Origin of the sequence: Haliea sp. (assembly GCF_041395985.1) — a bacterium.
In the GTDB taxonomy this organism is placed as follows: Bacteria; Pseudomonadota; Gammaproteobacteria; order Pseudomonadales; family Halieaceae; genus Haliea.
Map to the genome: position 1 here is coordinate 98,424 of NZ_JAWKZJ010000009.1, position 15,698 is coordinate 114,121.

General features: G+C 64.0%; 15 protein-coding genes. 11 read left to right on the top strand and 4 right to left on the bottom strand.

Features of this window, described 5'->3' with window-relative positions; translation table 11 throughout:
* Nucleotides 1-84: 84 nt before the first annotated feature.
* Genes R3E49_RS15645 through rluB form a run of 5 tightly spaced genes read left to right on the top strand, consistent with a single transcriptional unit; the run spans nucleotide 85 to nucleotide 4,086 of the window.
* Complete coding sequence (locus tag R3E49_RS15645) at nucleotides 85-951, top strand: PHP domain-containing protein (RefSeq protein ID WP_371295903.1); 867 nt, start codon at nucleotides 85-87, stop codon at nucleotides 949-951.
* Nucleotides 948-1,571: an L-threonylcarbamoyladenylate synthase gene (locus R3E49_RS15650; RefSeq protein ID WP_371295904.1), complete on the top strand. Its 624-nt coding sequence runs from the start codon at nucleotides 948-950 to the stop codon at nucleotides 1,569-1,571. Before R3E49_RS15645 ends, R3E49_RS15650 begins: the two co-directional genes overlap by 4 nt.
* A 39-nt stretch (nucleotides 1,572-1,610) precedes the next feature.
* A complete protein-coding gene (locus tag R3E49_RS15655) occupies nucleotides 1,611-2,450 on the top strand; it encodes a ScpA family protein (protein ID WP_371295905.1) in 840 nt (279 codons plus the stop codon).
* Complete coding sequence (gene scpB, locus R3E49_RS15660; RefSeq protein WP_371295906.1) at nucleotides 2,450-3,172, top strand: SMC-Scp complex subunit ScpB; 723 nt, start codon at nucleotides 2,450-2,452, stop codon at nucleotides 3,170-3,172. The genes R3E49_RS15655 and scpB overlap by 1 nt, the downstream gene beginning before the upstream one ends.
* Entirely contained in the window at nucleotides 3,169-4,086 is a 918-nt protein-coding gene (gene rluB / locus R3E49_RS15665) for a 23S rRNA pseudouridine(2605) synthase RluB (RefSeq protein WP_371295907.1), read from the top strand. The genes scpB and rluB overlap by 4 nt, the downstream gene beginning before the upstream one ends.
* A gap of 17 nt (nucleotides 4,087-4,103) precedes the next feature.
* Here rluB and R3E49_RS15670 read toward each other — a convergent pair whose 3' ends face one another.
* Genes R3E49_RS15670 through R3E49_RS15685 form a run of 4 tightly spaced genes read right to left on the bottom strand, consistent with a single transcriptional unit; the run spans nucleotide 4,104 to nucleotide 7,602 of the window.
* Nucleotides 4,104-4,865 (bottom strand): YciK family oxidoreductase, encoded by a 762-nt coding sequence (locus R3E49_RS15670; protein ID WP_371295908.1) that lies wholly within the window; start codon nucleotides 4,863-4,865, stop codon nucleotides 4,104-4,106.
* Nucleotides 4,866-4,874: 9 nt separating this feature from the next.
* The gene (locus R3E49_RS15675) at nucleotides 4,875-5,564 is read right to left on the bottom strand and encodes an HAD family hydrolase (protein WP_371295909.1); all 690 of its coding nucleotides are present in this window, start codon (nucleotides 5,562-5,564) and stop codon (nucleotides 4,875-4,877) included.
* Nucleotides 5,561-6,274, bottom strand: coding sequence for a bifunctional 2-polyprenyl-6-hydroxyphenol methylase/3-demethylubiquinol 3-O-methyltransferase UbiG (ubiG, locus tag R3E49_RS15680; RefSeq protein WP_371295910.1), 714 nt, complete (start codon nucleotides 6,272-6,274; stop codon nucleotides 5,561-5,563). The genes R3E49_RS15675 and ubiG overlap by 4 nt, the downstream gene beginning before the upstream one ends.
* Nucleotides 6,271-7,602 carry a TRZ/ATZ family hydrolase gene (locus R3E49_RS15685; protein ID WP_371295911.1) on the bottom strand — a complete coding sequence of 444 codons (1,332 nt, stop codon included), beginning with the start codon at nucleotides 7,600-7,602 and terminating at the stop codon, nucleotides 6,271-6,273. The genes ubiG and R3E49_RS15685 overlap by 4 nt, the downstream gene beginning before the upstream one ends.
* A gap of 284 nt (nucleotides 7,603-7,886) precedes the next feature.
* On the opposite strand from R3E49_RS15685, the gene gyrA reads away from it, so the two are divergent.
* Genes gyrA through cmk form a run of 6 tightly spaced genes read left to right on the top strand, consistent with a single transcriptional unit; the run spans nucleotide 7,887 to nucleotide 15,653 of the window.
* Nucleotides 7,887-10,454 (top strand): DNA gyrase subunit A, encoded by a 2,568-nt coding sequence (gyrA, locus tag R3E49_RS15690; protein WP_371295912.1) that lies wholly within the window; start codon nucleotides 7,887-7,889, stop codon nucleotides 10,452-10,454.
* A 38-nt stretch (nucleotides 10,455-10,492) separates the two neighbouring features.
* The gene (serC, locus tag R3E49_RS15695; RefSeq protein ID WP_371295913.1) at nucleotides 10,493-11,572 is read left to right on the top strand and encodes a 3-phosphoserine/phosphohydroxythreonine transaminase; all 1,080 of its coding nucleotides are present in this window, start codon (nucleotides 10,493-10,495) and stop codon (nucleotides 11,570-11,572) included.
* Nucleotides 11,573-11,587: 15 nt separating this feature from the next.
* The gene (gene pheA, locus R3E49_RS15700; RefSeq protein WP_371295914.1) at nucleotides 11,588-12,706 is read left to right on the top strand and encodes a prephenate dehydratase; all 1,119 of its coding nucleotides are present in this window, start codon (nucleotides 11,588-11,590) and stop codon (nucleotides 12,704-12,706) included.
* Between the two features lie 2 nt (nucleotides 12,707-12,708).
* Nucleotides 12,709-13,635: a prephenate dehydrogenase/arogenate dehydrogenase family protein gene (locus R3E49_RS15705; RefSeq protein WP_371295915.1), complete on the top strand. Its 927-nt coding sequence runs from the start codon at nucleotides 12,709-12,711 to the stop codon at nucleotides 13,633-13,635.
* Nucleotides 13,636-13,662: 27 nt separating this feature from the next.
* On the top strand, nucleotides 13,663-14,967 hold the full coding sequence (aroA, locus tag R3E49_RS15710; protein ID WP_371295916.1) for a 3-phosphoshikimate 1-carboxyvinyltransferase: 1,305 nt from the start codon (nucleotides 13,663-13,665) through the stop codon (nucleotides 14,965-14,967).
* Nucleotides 14,967-15,653: a (d)CMP kinase gene (gene cmk / locus R3E49_RS15715; RefSeq protein WP_371295917.1), complete on the top strand. Its 687-nt coding sequence runs from the start codon at nucleotides 14,967-14,969 to the stop codon at nucleotides 15,651-15,653. Before aroA ends, cmk begins: the two co-directional genes overlap by 1 nt.
* Nucleotides 15,654-15,698 lie beyond the last annotated feature (45 nt).

The following is a 15,698-nucleotide window of genomic DNA, read 5'->3' on the forward strand; positions in this document are numbered from 1 at the left end:
GGCATGTTAGGATGGACGCTGTCGGCGGCAGGGCCTACCTGCACTGTGCGCCAGCCGTTTCTTCGATCCCGGAGTGTAGTGTCTGTGTTGATCGACTTCCATACCCACACCACCGCATCTGACGGTGCCCTGTCGCCTTCCGCCTTGCTGCAGCGGGCACGCAACAGGGGTATACGCCTGCTGGCGATAACCGATCACGACACCGTGGCCGGATATCAGGCGGCGGTCGCGGAGTATAACCCCTTGGGCAACGCGTTGCGCCTGGTACCCGGCGTGGAATTGTCCTGCGTGTGGTCTGGTGTCACGGTGCATGTGGTCGGGCTTGGCATGGACTGTGAACACCCGGTTTTTGTCGCGGGGCTGGCGCGGCTAGCGGCGGCGCGCACCGAGCGCGCCCGGGTGATTGGCGAGCGGCTGGCGAAGCTGGGTTTCCCGGGCGCGCTGGAGGGCGCCTTGCAGGAGGCGGGTGCAAGCCAGGTGGGGCGCCCGCACTTCGCCGCCTGGATGCTGGCCCGCGGACATGTCGATAGCCTGGCCAGGGCCTTTGATCGCTACCTGGGCAGGGGCAAGCCGGGCGACGTCAAGGCCTTCTGGCCCGAGCTTGAGGACGTTACCGCCTGGATTGTCCAGGCCGGTGGTGTTGCGGTGCTGGCGCATCCGCTCAAATACGCATTGACGCGCAGCAAACTGCGTCGGCTGGTGGCCGATTTCGTGGCGGCCGGCGGATCGGCGGTGGAAATACTCAACGGTCGCCAGACCCCGGAGCAGAGCCGCCAGTTGCGCCTGCTCGCTCTGGAAGCCGGGCTTGAGGTCTCCGCCGGCAGCGATTTCCACCAGGATTCCTCCTGGGGTGCCGAAGTGGGTGTAGAATTGCGGCATCTCGGCGGTCTGCGCGGCGTGTGGCAGCGGTGGCTGCCGCCCCAGGAAAGTCCGTCAGTGGAGGTTACGTGAGCCAGTTTTTTCAGATTCACCCGGAAAACCCCCAGGCGCGACTGATTCGCCAGGCGGCGGACATTGTGCGCGGCGGGGGTGTTGTGGTGTACCCCACGGACTCGGCCTATGCGCTGGGTTGCCACATCGGTGACAAGGCGGCTTTGGACCGTATCCGGCGCATCAGGCGCCTCGATGATCGCCACAACTTTACCCTGGTGTGCCGCGATCTCTCGGATATCGCCAATTACGCGCGTGTCGACAATACGGTATATCGCCTGTTGAAAGCCTGCACTCCAGGCGCCTATACCTTCATTCTGCGCGCCACGTCGGAGGTGCCGCGCCGGCTCATGCACCCCAAACGCAAGACCGTGGGCCTGCGTATCCCGGATAACGCCGTGGCGATGGCCCTGCTGGCGGATCTTGGAGAGCCGATGATGAGTGTAACGCTGATCATGCCCGGCGATGAGCTGCCGCTGATTGATCCCTATGAGATCCGCGACGTGCTCGAGCACGAGGTCGATCTGGTGATCGACGGTGGTTACTGTGGCCTGGAACCGACCACTGTGGTTGATCTGGCCGACGACCTGCCGATCATCCTGCGCGCCGGCAAGGGCGATGTGACGCCATTCGAGGTCTGATCGGGTATACTCACAGCCTTCTCAGGGACAGGATTTTTCGTGAACGATTCCACGCCGGCCGCGCCCGCCACCGACAGCCCCTCATCGGCACGGCCACAGCAGGGGGAAATGCCCTTCGCTGTGGTGTTGGGCAAGGCGATGACCGAGCTGCCCAGGGACCTGTATATCCCGCCCCAGGCACTGGAAGTGTTCCTCGAGGCCTTCGAAGGGCCGCTGGACCTCCTGCTCTACCTGATACGGCGCCAGAACCTGGATATCCTCGAGATTGATGTCTCGGAGATCACCGAGCAGTACATGCGCTATGTGGAACTCATGGATGCCATGCAGTTCGAACTCGCGGCCGAGTACCTGTTGATGGCCGCCGTGCTGGCGGAAATCAAGTCGCGCATGCTGTTGCCCCGCGCGGTGGATGTGGAGGAGGATGAAGAGGATCCGCGAGCCCAGCTGATTCGCCGTCTGCAGGAGTACGAGCGCTTCAAGAAGGCGGCCGAGGATATCGAAGAGATGCCGCGGCTGGAGCGGGATACCTGGGTTGCCAGCGCAGAGCCGCCGGACCTTGACCGCGCGCGCCCTGATCCGGATGTGGACATGCGAGAACTGCTGCTGGCTCTCAGCGAAGTGCTGCGGCGTGCCGACATGTTCGAGAGCCACCATATCCAGCGGGAGGCACTGTCGACGCGTGAGCGCATGTCAGAAGTGCTGGAAAAGCTCTCGGGGCGCCAGTTTGTGCCGTTCGTGTCGCTGTTCTCTGCCCGCGAGGGTCGACTTGGCGTGGTGGTGACCTTTCTCGCCGTGATGGAACTGATCAAGGAGGCCCTGGTGGAAATTGTGCAAACGGAGAACTTCGGCCCCATTCATGTCAAGGCGAGGTCCGAGTAATGTCCGAATCGGCATCCATGCTGGTCCAGATTATCGAGGGCGCCCTGCTCGCCGCCGGCCGTGCGCTCACGGTGGCGCAACTGGGCGAGTTGTTTGAAGAGGCTGAGCGCCCCTCCGCGGTTGAAATCCGGGAAGCGCTGGCGGTGGTCAGCGAGCGCTGTGAAGATCGCGGCTTTGAACTGTGTGAGGTCGCCAGCGGCTTCCGGTTCCAGGTGCGGCAGTCGCTGAGTCCCTGGGTGGCACGGCTGTGGCAGGAGCGCCCACAAAAGTATTCGCGCGCACTGTTGGAGACCCTGGCGCTGATTGCCTACCGGCAACCGATCACGCGGGGCGAAATCGAGGAGATCCGCGGTGTTGCGGTGAGCTCGAATATCATCAAGACGCTGCACGAGCGCGACTGGATTCGTGTCGTCGGGCATCGCGATGTGCCCGGTCGTCCCGCCATGTATGCCACCACACGGCAGTTTCTCGATTATTTCAACCTGAAGAACCTCGACCAGTTGCCTGCGTTGGCGGAAATCCGTGACCTTGAAACCCTGAACGCCGAGCTGGGCTTCGGTGAGCCGTTGGCTGCAGCCAACGACGCAGCGGGTCAGGCGGCCGAGCCGCTGTCAACAGACCTGCCGTCTGCGGCGGTGAGCGCGGAGGACGATTCTTCGGAAGCTGGCGATAGCGACAGTTCGGATGCGGCCGATCCGCTTGCACCGGGTGGCGCGCAATGAGCCGTCGGCGCGTATCGGCGCCCGGTGAAACGCCCCCTGCCGAGGCGGCGGGTGCCGTTGCCGGTGAAAAGTTGCAGAAGGTACTGGCGCGCACTGGTCTGGGTTCACGCCGCGAGATGGAGCGCTGGATCGAAGAAGGTCGGGTTGAAGTAGAGGGGCGCCGTGCATCCCTCGGCGACCGTGTTTCCGGCCGCGACCGCATCAGCATTGATGGCAAGCCACTGGAGGCCGCTCCGGCAGAGCAGACGCGCTGCATCATTTACCACAAGCCTACGGGCGAGGTGTGCAGTCGCAAGGATCCGCAGGGTCGGCGCACGGTGTTCGAGCGCCTCCCAAAGCTGAAATCCGGGCGCTGGATATCCATTGGTCGCCTGGATTTCAACACCTCCGGCCTGTTGCTGTTCACCACAGATGGCGAACTCGCCAATGCGCTGATGCACCCGTCGTCAAACATTGAGCGCGAGTACATGGTGCGCGTGATGGGCGCGGTCGACGAGGATATCCTGCAGCGCCTGCTTGACGGCGTTATGCTGGAGGACGGGGCGGCGCGCTTTACCGACATCCAGGATGGCGGCGGCGATGGTATCAATCACTGGTATTACGTGGTGCTCATGGAAGGCCGCAACCGCGAGGTGCGGCGCCTGTGGGAGTCCCAGGGGCTTACGGTGTCGCGGCTCAAGCGCGTTCGCTACGGCAACGTCTTCATTCCTTCGCGCGTCAAGCAGGGCCAGTGGGCCGAGCTTGAACCGAAAGAGGTCAAGGGGCTGTACGAACTGGCGCAGTTACCGGTCAAGCAGGTCAAGCGCAACACGGTCAAGGAAAAGGAAGTCATGGAACGGCAGTTCGGCAAGCGCAAGGCGCCGGCCGCGAACGCTGGCCGCAAGCCCCCTCGACGTCCCCACAAGAGTCGTTAATGCAGTGGCGGGCGCGTTCAGCCCTGTGCGCTGAAGGCCGCGCCCGTCACCCCGCAGCTGTCATCACCCATCAGGTACAGGTACAGCGGCATGATGTCTACCGGCGAAGGGTTCGTGGTCGGTACCTCCGCGGGGTAGGCGGTGCGACGCATGGCCGTATTGGTGGCCCCCGGGTTCAGGCTGTTGACCCGCACGCGCGAGGTGTTCTCCAGTTCGTCTGCCAGCACCTGCATAAACCCCTCAGTAGCGAACTTCGACACCGCGTAGGCTCCCCAGTACGCCCGCCCGCGACGACCCACCCCCGATGAGGTCATGACAATGGACGCCTGTGGTGCCTGTTCCAGCAGCGGCAGCAGGGCCCGGGTCAGCAGAAACGGTGCGTTGACATTCACCTGCATGACTTCCGACCAGGCGCGCCAGGAGGCATTCGCGATCGGGCGTCGCTCCCCCAGCACGCTGGCGTTGTGCAGCAGGCCATCCAGGCGGCCAAAGGTGCTTTCGATGGCCCCGGCCAACCCCGCGTAGTCGTCCTCTGTCGCCGTCGCCAGATCCATCGGAAACAGCGCCGGCTGTGGGCCACCCGCGCGCTCGATAGCATCATAAACCGCCTCGAGCTTTTCCTGGGTGCGGCCCAGCAGGATCACCGTGGCGCCGTGGCGTGCAAAACATTCAGCCGCAGCGCGCCCTATGCCGTCACCGGCTCCGGTGACGAGGATGGTCTTGTTGACGAGCAGATCCGGCGCCGCTGTGTAGTCGTCGGGGAGTTCTGGGCCGTTCATGTGCTGTCCTCAAGCGGGTAGGTGGGTACCGAGAATCAGGGGCGCGAGCTCCTTGCTGCTGCTCACGCTGGCGTCTGCACCCCAGAGAGCAGGGTTGTCATCGGCCTCAATGTAACCATACAGGGCGGCCACGGTGTACATGCCGGCGCGGCGGCCCGCTTCGATATCGCGCTGGTGGTCGCCGATATAGATGGCCTGTTCGGGCCGGCAGCCCAGTTCTGCGCAGTTGCGCAGCAGCGCCTCCGGGTGTGGCTTGCGTTCGCGCACGTCGTCGGGGCAGACCAGGCTGCCAATGGCCGGCTGGATGTCGAGGCGCGCCATCAGGGGCGCGGCAAAGGCGCGCGGCTTGTTGGTGGACACGCCCCAGGCGATACCGCGCTCGGCCAGCGCGCCGAGCAGCGCGGGAATGCCGGGATACGGCCGGGCGCTACTGCCCAGCACCTCCGCGTACAGGGCGAGCAGGCGTTGCCGCTGGGCTTCGAATTCCGGGTCTGTTTCTGCCGTGCCCAGGGCGAGTGTGACCAGGGCGCGTGCGCCGTTGGACACACTGGCGCAGATACGCGCCGTCTCCAGTGGCGGCAGCCCGTGTTCGGCCCGCAGGGCCTGCACCACCACGACGAATTCGCTGGCGGTATCGACCAGTGTGCCGTCCAGGTCGAACAGCACCGCGCGCAGGTTTTCCGGACGCGGCGGGCTCATGCCGCTGGCTTGCTGGCGCGCAGCATATAGTTGACCGAGACATCGCGCTCGTGCAGCCGGTACTGGCGGGTAAGCGGGTTGTAGAGCAGACCGGTCATGCCTTCGAACCGCAGGCCGGCGGCGCGAACCCAGGCAGCGAGCTCCGAGGGTTTGATGAATTTGCTGTACTCGTGTGTACCCGCGGGCAGCAGCTTCAGCACGTATTCCGCGCCGACAATTGCGAAGGCGAAGGCCTTGGGATTGCGGTTGATGGTGGAGAAATACAGGCTGCCGCCAGGCCGCGCCAGCTCGGCGCAGGCCGCCACCACGGCTGACGGGTCGGGCACGTGTTCGAGCATCTCCAGGCAGCAGACTACGTCGTAGTGGCCGGGTTGCTCCGCGGCGAGCTCTTCGGCCGTCGCCTGCCGGTAATCCACCGCGACCCCGGATTCGAGCTGGTGAATGCGCGCCACGGCCAGGGGAGCCTCGCCCATGTCGATACCGGTGACGGTGGCACCGCGTTGTGCCATGGACTCGGCGAGTATGCCGCCGCCGCAGCCCACATCGACCAGGGTCTGGCCCGCTACGGGGGAGTGTTGATCAATGTAGTTGGCGCGCAGCGGGTTGATATCGTGCAGGGGTTTGAATTCACTGTTCCGGTCCCACCAGCGGGAGGCGAGGGCCTCGAACTTGGCGATTTCCTGGGGGTCGACGTTGGCACGTGCAGTCATTGCTGTTGTCCCATAATGCGTTGTTGCCAGTATTGGGTGCGCGCCGCGATGGCGGCCAGTTCCACGCCCTGCAACTGTCGATCGCGCAGGCGCAGTTGCCCGGCGATCCAGCTGTGGGTGACCTGGCTGCCGTTGCAGGCGTAGACCAGTTGCGAAAGCGGGTTATACAGTGGCTGGGTCTCGGGCCCGGTGAGGTCCACGGCGATCAGGTCTGCCAGCTTGCCCTGTTCCAGGCTGCCGATCTGCTCCTCCAGTCCCAGGGCGCGCGCACCCCCCAGGGTGGCCATGTGCAGCGCCTCGGCCGCCGATAACGCGCTGGCATCCTGGCTGGCCAGCTTCGCCAGCAGGGCGGCGCTGCGCATTTCGTCGAACAGGTTCAGGCTGTTGTTGCTGGCGGCGCTGTCCGTGCCGAGCGCCACATTGACCCCAGCGGCCAGCAGGCGCGTCACCGGGCAGGCGCCAGAGGCCAGTTTCATGTTGGACTTTGGGCAGTGCACTACATGGGCGCCGGTCTCGGCGAGCAGCGCGATATCCTGCTCCCCGAGGTCTGTCATGTGGACACATTGCGTGCGCGGCCCCAGTAATCCCAAACGGTGCAGGCTGTCGAGGGGGCGCTCCCCGTGCGCCTCCACGGCCTGCAGTACTTCGCCGCGTGTCTCATGCAGATGGATCTGGATACTGGTATCCAGTTCGGCAGCCAGCATCGCCACCTTGGCCAGGTTGGGGTGGCTGACGGTATAGGGTGCGTGGGGGCCAAAGCCCACGCTCACCAGGCGGCTGTGCTTCACCGCATCCCGCAGCGCCAGCCCCTTGCTGATGTATTCATCTGCCTCCCGCGCCCAGGGGGTGGGGAAGTCGAGCACCGGGAAGCTGATCTGGCAGCGCATACCCATGCGCTGGGCCGTGCGTGCGCAGGCGTCGGGGTAAAAGTACATGTCGGAAAAGGTCGTGGTGCCGGCCCGCAGCATCTCGGCGATGGCCAGCGCCACACCGTCAGCGACGAACTCCTCGCTGACATGGCGGCCCTCGGCGGGCCAGATATGCTGCTCCAGCCACGGCATCAGCGCCAGATCATCGGCGTAGCCGCGCAGCAGGCTCATGGCGGCATGGCCGTGCGCGTTGACCAGTCCCGGTAGCAGCGCGTGCCCTGGCAGCTCGAAAACCTCTGCCGCGGCGATCCGCGCCGTCTCTGCCCGCGGCAGGATGGCAGCAATCTGGCCGTCGAGAATCGCCAGGCTGTGGTTTTCCAGCACCTGGCCGCTGGGCGCTACGGGGATAATCCAGCCCGGGTGGATAAGGGTGTCTACTGTCTCGGCGGGCGCGCTCATGAGGCCTCGATCGGGGGCTGTCAGCCAGGAATTTGCGGTGTCGTGCCCAAGGCGTGACACCGCGGTTCGCATTGACTTCCCAGTATAACCGGAATTCGCCAATTGCCGCCCGAACGGCCGCCATAATCCGCAAAAACATGGCGACAAAGAGGCATCTGCCGTATAATTCAGGGTTTGTGCCGGGCGCTTGCCATGGCCCGGTAAGCGGGCCCCAGCCCGGCCTGAGTTCGCCTCGGCGCCGTGCCGTGGTGGCTCCCCGCAGTCATACAAGGAATCTGTTGTACATGGGTGAATTAGCCAAGGAAATTCTTCCCGTCAATATCGAGGACGAACTCAAGCAATCGTACCTCGACTATGCGATGAGCGTGATTGTCGGGCGCGCGCTGCCCGATGTGCGCGATGGACTGAAACCGGTTCACCGCCGGGTGCTGTTCGCCATGAACGAACTCAACAATGACTGGAACAAAGGCTACAAAAAGTCCGCCCGCGTGGTCGGCGACGTGATCGGTAAATACCATCCGCACGGCGACTCCGCTGTCTACGACACCATTGTGCGCATGGCGCAACCCTTCTCCATGCGCTACATGCTGGTCGACGGCCAGGGCAACTTCGGCTCCGTGGATGGCGACTCCGCAGCCGCAATGCGTTACACCGAGATCCGCATGCGCAAGATTTCCCATGCCATGCTGGCGGACCTCGACAAGGAAACCGTCGACTTTGTCGATAATTACGACGGCACCGAACGCATCCCGGTCGTCCTCCCCACCAAGGTGCCCACCCTGTTGATCAACGGCTCTTCCGGCATCGCCGTCGGTATGGCCACCAATATACCGCCCCACAACCTGCGCGAGGTGGTGGGGGGCTGCCTGGCCCTGATGGCCAACCCGGATATCACCGTTGACGAGCTCATGGAGTTCATTCCCGGCCCCGATTTTCCCACTGGCGGCATCATCAACGGCCGCGCCGGCATCATTCAGGCCTACCGGACCGGGCGCGGTCGTATCTATGTGCGCGCCAAGGCCGAAGTGATCCACGAGGAAAAGAAGGGGCGGGATGTCATTATCATCCACGAGATCCCCTACCAGCTGAACAAGGCGCGCCTCATCGAGCGCATTGCCGAGCTGGTGAAAGAAAAGAAGATCGAAGGTATCTCGGAGCTGCGCGACGAATCGGACAAGGATGGCCTGCGGGTGGTCATCGAGCTGCGTCGCGGCGAAATCGGCGATGTGGTGTTGAACAACCTGTACGCACAGACCCAGCTGCAGTCGGTGTTTGGCATCAACATGGTGGCCCTCGTCGATGGGCAGCCGCGGGTACTGAATCTCAAGGAGATCATCGAGGCGTTTATCCGCCATCGCCGCGAGGTCGTGACCCGGCGCACGGTCTACCTGCTGCGCAAGGCACGTGAGCGCGGCCACATTCTGGAAGGCCTCGCGGTGGCGCTGGCCAACATCGACGAAGTGATCGAGCTGATCAAGTCGTCGCCGAGCTCCTCCGAGGCGCGTGAAAAACTGATCGCTGCCGCCTGGGCCCCGGGTGATGTCCTGGCGATGCTGGAGCGCGCGGGGGAGGACGCCTGCCGCCCGGACGAGCTGGAGCCGCAATACGGCCTGATAGACGGCCAGTATCACCTGTCACCCGTACAGGCTCAGGCCATCCTCGACCTGCGCCTGCATCGCCTTACCGGGCTGGAGCACGAGAAGCTGCTCAACGAGTACGATGAAAAGCTGCGTGAAATCGCTGACTATCTGGAGATTCTCGCCGACCCGGATCGCCTCAAGCTGGTGATTCGCGAGGAGCTGGAAGAACTGGTGACGGAGTTTGGCGACGACCGCGTGACTGAAATCAGTGCCTCGCAGCACGATCTTACGGTCGAGGACCTGATCACCGAGGAGGACCGTGTCGTCACCATCAGTCACCTCGGTTACGCCAAGACACAGCCGCTCTCGGACTACCAGGCGCAGCGTCGCGGTGGCACCGGCCGCTCTGCCACGGCGGTGAAGGACGAAGACTTTGTCGAGCACCTGGTGATTGCCAGTACCCACGCAACCATTCTCTGCTTCACCGACCTGGGCAAGGTGTACTGGCTCAAGGTCTACCAGATTCCGCTGGCAACGCGTAACTCCCGCGGGCGCCCGATGGTCAATCTGCTGCCGCTGGAAGTGGGAGAGCGTGTCACCTCAATCCTGCAGGTGAATGAATACACGGACGGCTGGTACATTTTTATGGCGACCGCCAACGGCACGGTGAAGAAAACCGCCCTGACCGACTTCGCGCGCCAGCGCAGTGTGGGTCTGCGCGCACTGGCCCTGGACGAAGGGGACGTGCTGGTGGGCACGGCGCTCACCGATGGTAGCTGTGACGTCATGTTGTTCAGTAGTGGCGGCAAGACGGTGCGCTTCCGCGAGGATGATGTGCGCGCCATGGGGCGCACGGCACGCGGGGTGCGGGGTATCCGCCTGGATGAAGGCCAGCGCCTGATCTCGCTCATTGTGCCCAGGGAGGGAGGCCGTATCCTCACGGTGACCGAGAACGGCTATGGCAAGCGCACTGAGGCCAGCGAATTCCCGACCAAGGGGCGGGGTAACAAGGGCGTTATCGCCATGTCAACGAGCACCCGTAACGGGGCTCTGGTGGGCGCCACCCAGGTGTTCGACGGCGACGAACTGATGCTGATCTCCAATCAGGGCACCCTGGTGCGCACCCGCGCCGACGAGGTGTCCCTGCTGGGTCGCAATACACAGGGCGTCAGAGTGATCCGCACCCGTACTGACGAGCACCTGGTCAGTGTGGAGCGGGTGGCCGAGCCTGAGCTGGATGCGGCTGACGATTCCGGGGAGGGCGGCGAGTAACTCGACCGCTTTCCCACCATCTTGAGGAAATGACTGAAATGACCCGCTTGTACAATTTTTGTGCCGGCCCGGCCGCGCTGCCTGAGCCGGTTCTGGAAACTGCCCGTGAGGACATGCTGGACTGGCACGGGCGCGGCTTGTCCGTGATGGAGATGAGCCACCGCAGCAGCGAGTTTGTCGGCATCGCCGAGCATGCGGAAGCCACGCTGCGCAAGCTTCTGGCGATCCCCGACGAGTACGCCGTCCTGTTCCTGCAAGGGGGCGCGAGCCTGCAGTTTTCCGCGGTACCCCTGAACCTGATGCCGGAGGGCGGCCGGGCCGACTACCTGAACACCGGGCAGTGGTCCAAGAAAGCCATTGCCGAAGGCAAGCGCTTTGGCTCGGTGAACGTCGCGGCCAGTGCCGAAGCGGGCAACTTCAGCGCGATACCACCCCGGGACAGCTGGCAGCTGTCTGCAGACGCTGCCTATTTTCACTACACCCCCAATGAGACCATTGGCGGCGTGGAGTTCCACTGGGTGCCTGAAGTGGAGGCACCGCTGGTGGCCGACATGTCCTCGACGATCCTGTCGCGGCCGGTTGATGTGTCACGTTTCGGCGTTATTTACGCGGGCGCACAGAAAAATATCGGCCCTGCAGGCCTGACCCTGGTCATTGTGCATCGGGACTTGCTGGGTCGCTCGCGCCCCCTGTGTCCAGTCATGCTCGACTGGAAAACGGCGGCGGACAACGATTCGATGTACAACACGCCGCCCACCTTCGCGCTCTACCTCGCGGGGCTGGTGTTTGACTGGCTGCAGGATCTCGGCGGGCTGACGGTGATGGCGGAGCTCAACCGGCGCAAGGCGGAAAAGCTCTATGCTGCCATCGACAACAGCGCGTTCTATGCCAACCCGGTGGAGGTCGCCAGCCGTTCGCAGATGAATGTTCCCTTCAGCCTGGCTGATGCCAGCCTCGACAAGCTCTTTCTGCAGCAGTCCGCCGAGGCCGGCCTGCTCAATCTGGCCGGGCACCGCTCAGTCGGGGGGATGCGCGCGAGTATTTACAATGCGGTGCCGGAGGCGGCAGTTGATGCGCTTATCGCTTTCATGCAGGATTTCGAGCAACGTAACGGCTGACACGGCGGCACTCTGATGGCAGATACCAGGGATCTCGACCAGGTCAGGGCGGACATTGACGCCATTGACCGGGAAATCCAGAACTTGATCCAGCGCCGCGCCCAGTGTGCGCAGCGCGTCGCCGACATCAAGCTGGAGGAAGTACTTGCCCTGCGCAACCGGGGTGAAGCCGCGGCGGAGGTCGTCTACTACCGGCCGGAGCGCGAGGCACAGGTGCTGCGCCGCATCATCGAACGCAATGGCGGCCCCCTTGAGGGCTCCGCAGTGGCGCACATTTTTCGTGAGATCATGTCTGCCTGCCTCGCCCTGGAACGGCCTCTGCAGGTGGCCTACCTGGGCCCCGAGGGCACCTTCACCCAGGCGGCAGCGCTCAAGCACTTTGGTCATGCCGCGCTCTGCGTGCCGCAAAGCACCATCGATGGTGTTTTTGCGCAGGTGGAATCCGGTGAGTGCAATTACGGTGTGGTGCCGGTGGAGAACTCCACAGAGGGTATGGTCAGCCACACGCTGGATAACTTCATGGATTCGCCGCTGAAAATCTCCGGCGAAGTTGAAATGCGCATTGTGCACCATTTACTGGTCGCCCCCGGCACCGCAGAGGCCGATATCACCCGGATTTGCGCGCACCAGCAGGCACTGGCACAGTGCCGTAACTGGTTGGATACACACTGGCCCCGGGTTGAGCGCGAGGCCGTGAGCAGTAACGGTGAGGCGGCGCGGCTGGCAGCCACGACACCGGGCGTTGCGGCTGTGGCGGGTGACATGGCGGCGGAACTGTACCAGCTGGATCGTCTGGCGGAGCACATTGAGGACTATCCCGACAACACCACCCGCTTCCTGGTGGTGGGGCGGGAGGAAGTGCCGCCCAGTGGCCGCGACAAGACCTCGCTGATCGTGTCCAGCCGCAACAAGCCGGGCGCACTGTTTACCCTGCTGGACCCCTTCCGCCGCGCCGGCGTCAGCCTGACCCGCATCGACACCCGACCTTCGCGCACCGAAAAATGGGCCTATGTGTTCTTCATCGAGTTTGAGGGGCATATGCAGGATGAGGTGATCCGCGGCATCGTCGACGATCTGGAAGAACAGTCCATCCTGCTCAAGCCCCTGGGCTCCTATCCGCAGGCAGTGCTCTAGCCATGGCGCAGTCGGGAGCCGAAGGGGCGGCTGCGCGACCCACTGTGGTCGTGCTCGGGCTGGGCCTGATCGGTGGTTCACTGGCCGCAGCCCTGCGTGGCAATGGGTTCGCAGCGGCCTGTATCGGCTGGGGGCACCGCGAGGCCTCACTGCGTCGGGGCGTGGAACTGGGTGTTATAGATCGCTACACGCTGGAGCTGGAGGATGCGGTGGACGCCGCGGATATTCTGGTGATTGCGACGCCCACGCTGATTGCCGAGGAGATGCTGGAGCGCATCCTGCCCCGGTTGCGCGACCGCGCCCGACCGCCGGTGATCACCGATGTCGCCAGCGTCAAGGGCAGTCTGCAGCGTGCGGCGGAGCGTGTTTGGGGGGCGATGCCGCCGCGGCTGGTGTTGGGCCACCCGATTGCCGGTTCCGAGCGCAGTGGTGTCGAGGCCGCGAATGCCGGACTGTTTGAGAAGCACCGAGTTATTCTGACCCCTGTGGCCGCCAATGAACCTTCTGCGGTAGAACTGGTGCGCGCGATGTGGGCGAGCACCGGCGCCGAGGTGGTTGACATGGCGGTAGCGGATCACGACCGGGTGCTGGCGGCGACCAGCCACCTGCCCCATGTTCTGGCCTACGCCCTGGTGGATGCGCTGGCGCGCAGTGATGCCAGCGACGATATCTTCCGTTTTGCCGCGGGCGGTTTTCGCGATTTTACGCGCATTGCCTCCAGCGACCCGGTGATGTGGCGGGACATTGCCATTGCCAACAGGCCGGCGCTGCTGCAGTCTATGGACCTGTTTACCACGCACCTTGAGGAACTGCGTGCAGCAATTGAGGCCGGTGATGGCGATGCATTGCTGCAGACGTTTTCCCGCGCCAAAGCCGCGCGCGATGAATTCGCCGCCCTGTTGGCGGCACGTGGCCAATCGGCCACCTGAGCCAGAGCACACCAGAGAGAACCCTGCATGGAATTTCAGTTAATGCCCGGTGGTGTCATCAGCGGTGAAGCCCGCGTCCCCGGGGACAAGTCCATTTCACACCGGTCGATCATGCTCGGCGCGCTGGCAGAAGGCACCACACGGGTGAGCGGGTTTCTCGAGGGTGAGGACGCGCTGGCCACGGTGGCGGCATTCCGTGCCATGGGTGTGTCAATTGAAGGCCCCGAGGAGGGGAGGGTTGTCATCCACGGTGTCGGGCTGCACGGCTTGCAGGCACCGTCGGGGGCGCTGGACATGGGGAATTCTGGTACCAGCATCCGTCTCCTCAGCGGCCTGCTGGCGGGTCAGCCGTTTGATAGCGAGTTGACTGGCGACGTTTCCCTGTGCAAGCGGCCCATGGGCCGCGTTATGGATCCCCTGCGCTTGATGGGTGCGCGCATAGAGGGCGCCGGGGCCGGCACGCCACCGCTGCATATCGCCGGCGGACAGACGCTGCAGGGCATTCACTATGACCTCCCCATGGCCAGTGCGCAGGTCAAATCCTGCGTACTGCTCGCCGGGCTGTATGCCGCGGGTACCACCTCTGTTACCGAGCCGGCTCCGACACGCGATCACACGGAGCGCATGCTGCGCGGTTTCGGCTATGCCGTACATGTGGAGCAGGGCGTGATCAGCCTTGCCGGTGGCGGTCAACTGCGAGCGACTGAGATTGATGTGCCGGCGGATATCTCCTCTGCCGCTTTCTTTCTTGTGGCAGCGAGCATCGCGCCAGGCTCCGATCTGCTGCTTACCCACGTCGGCGTGAATCCCACCCGCATCGGGGTATTGAATATCCTGCGTGCCATGGGCGCCGACCTCACGCTGAAAAACGCTCGCGAGGTAGGTGGAGAACCGGTGGCTGATATTCGCGTGCGCTATGCGCCACTCACCGGCATCGATATCCCGCTCGACCAGGTGCCGCTGGCGATTGATGAGTTTCCGGCCTTGTTCATTGCCGCCGCCTGCGCCAGTGGCCGCACGGTCCTGCGCGGGGCGGAGGAGTTGCGCGTGAAGGAGAGTGATCGCATCGCTGCGATGGCGGCGGGTCTCACCACGCTTGGCATCGTGAACGAGGTGCTGGAGGATGGTATCGTCATTGAGGGTGGGACAATGGGCGGCGGTGTCATCAATACCTACCACGACCACCGCATCGCCATGTCCTTTGCCATCGCCGCCCTGCGGGCCGACGAGGAAATTCGCATACTCGACTGCGATCATGTCAGCACCTCCTTTCCCGGTTTTGATGCCCTGGCACGGGGTCTCGGCCTGCAAATATCCGCGCGGGTCGATTGATGCAGGGCCAGCCGGTGCCGGTGATTACGGTTGACGGCCCCAGCGGGGCCGGCAAGGGTACGCTGAGCCACCTGCTTGCCGACGCTCTGGGTTGGCATTTTCTCGACAGCGGAGCGCTGTACCGGGTCACTGGCCATGCCTGTGTGCTGGAAGGGGTATCCTGGGAGGATCACGCCGCCGTCGCCGCTGTGGCCCGTCACCTGGATGTCGTGTTCACCACCGACCGCAATGGGGAGGTGCGCGTCGCCTATAAAGGCAGCGATGTCAGTCGCGCCATCCGTACCGAGGAAGGCGGTCGGGGTGCCTCCACGGTGGCGGTGATCCCGGCGGTACGGACGGCCCTGTTGCAGCGCCAGCGCGAGTTCTGTCAGCCCCCCGGACTGGTCGCTGACGGTCGCGATATGGGTACCGTGGTGTTCCCCGACGCTGCGCTGAAAATTTTCCTCACGGCCAGCGCTGAAGAGCGCGCACGGCGCCGCTACCTGCAGTTGCTCGACAAGGGAGAAAATGTTAGTCTCCCGCGCCTTCTCGAGGACATCGAGGAGCGCGATGCGCGCGATAGCAGCCGCTCCGTCTCCCCGCTGGTTCCCGCTGAAGATGCCATTGTCATTGACAGCAGCCGTTTGCCCATCAGCGACGTGTTTTCTGCGGTCATGGAGACAGCGCGCAGGCGCGGCCTGGTGTGACGAAACTGGCGCATTGCAGCGTCGCCACACGCAATGGTGTTTAAC

What these genes read in the sequence shown, in the direction of transcription:
- scpB (WP_371295906.1), top strand. Translation starts at nt 2,450, where the DNA reads ATGTCCGAATCGGCATCCATGCTGGTCCAGATTATCGAGGGCGCCCTG.
- rluB (WP_371295907.1), top strand. Translation starts at nt 3,169, where the DNA reads ATGAGCCGTCGGCGCGTATCGGCGCCCGGTGAAACGCCCCCTGCCGAG.
- R3E49_RS15670 (WP_371295908.1), bottom strand. Translation starts at nt 4,865, where the DNA reads ATGAACGGCCCAGAACTCCCCGACGACTACACAGCGGCGCCGGATCTG.
- R3E49_RS15675 (WP_371295909.1), bottom strand. Translation starts at nt 5,564, where the DNA reads ATGAGCCCGCCGCGTCCGGAAAACCTGCGCGCGGTGCTGTTCGACCTG.
- ubiG (WP_371295910.1), bottom strand. Translation starts at nt 6,274, where the DNA reads ATGACTGCACGTGCCAACGTCGACCCCCAGGAAATCGCCAAGTTCGAG.
- R3E49_RS15685 (WP_371295911.1), bottom strand. Translation starts at nt 7,602, where the DNA reads ATGAGCGCGCCCGCCGAGACAGTAGACACCCTTATCCACCCGGGCTGG.
- gyrA (WP_371295912.1), top strand. Translation starts at nt 7,887, where the DNA reads ATGGGTGAATTAGCCAAGGAAATTCTTCCCGTCAATATCGAGGACGAA.
- serC (WP_371295913.1), top strand. Translation starts at nt 10,493, where the DNA reads ATGACCCGCTTGTACAATTTTTGTGCCGGCCCGGCCGCGCTGCCTGAG.
- pheA (WP_371295914.1), top strand. Translation starts at nt 11,588, where the DNA reads ATGGCAGATACCAGGGATCTCGACCAGGTCAGGGCGGACATTGACGCC.
- R3E49_RS15705 (WP_371295915.1), top strand. Translation starts at nt 12,709, where the DNA reads ATGGCGCAGTCGGGAGCCGAAGGGGCGGCTGCGCGACCCACTGTGGTC.
- aroA (WP_371295916.1), top strand. Translation starts at nt 13,663, where the DNA reads ATGGAATTTCAGTTAATGCCCGGTGGTGTCATCAGCGGTGAAGCCCGC.
- cmk (WP_371295917.1), top strand. Translation starts at nt 14,967, where the DNA reads ATGCAGGGCCAGCCGGTGCCGGTGATTACGGTTGACGGCCCCAGCGGG.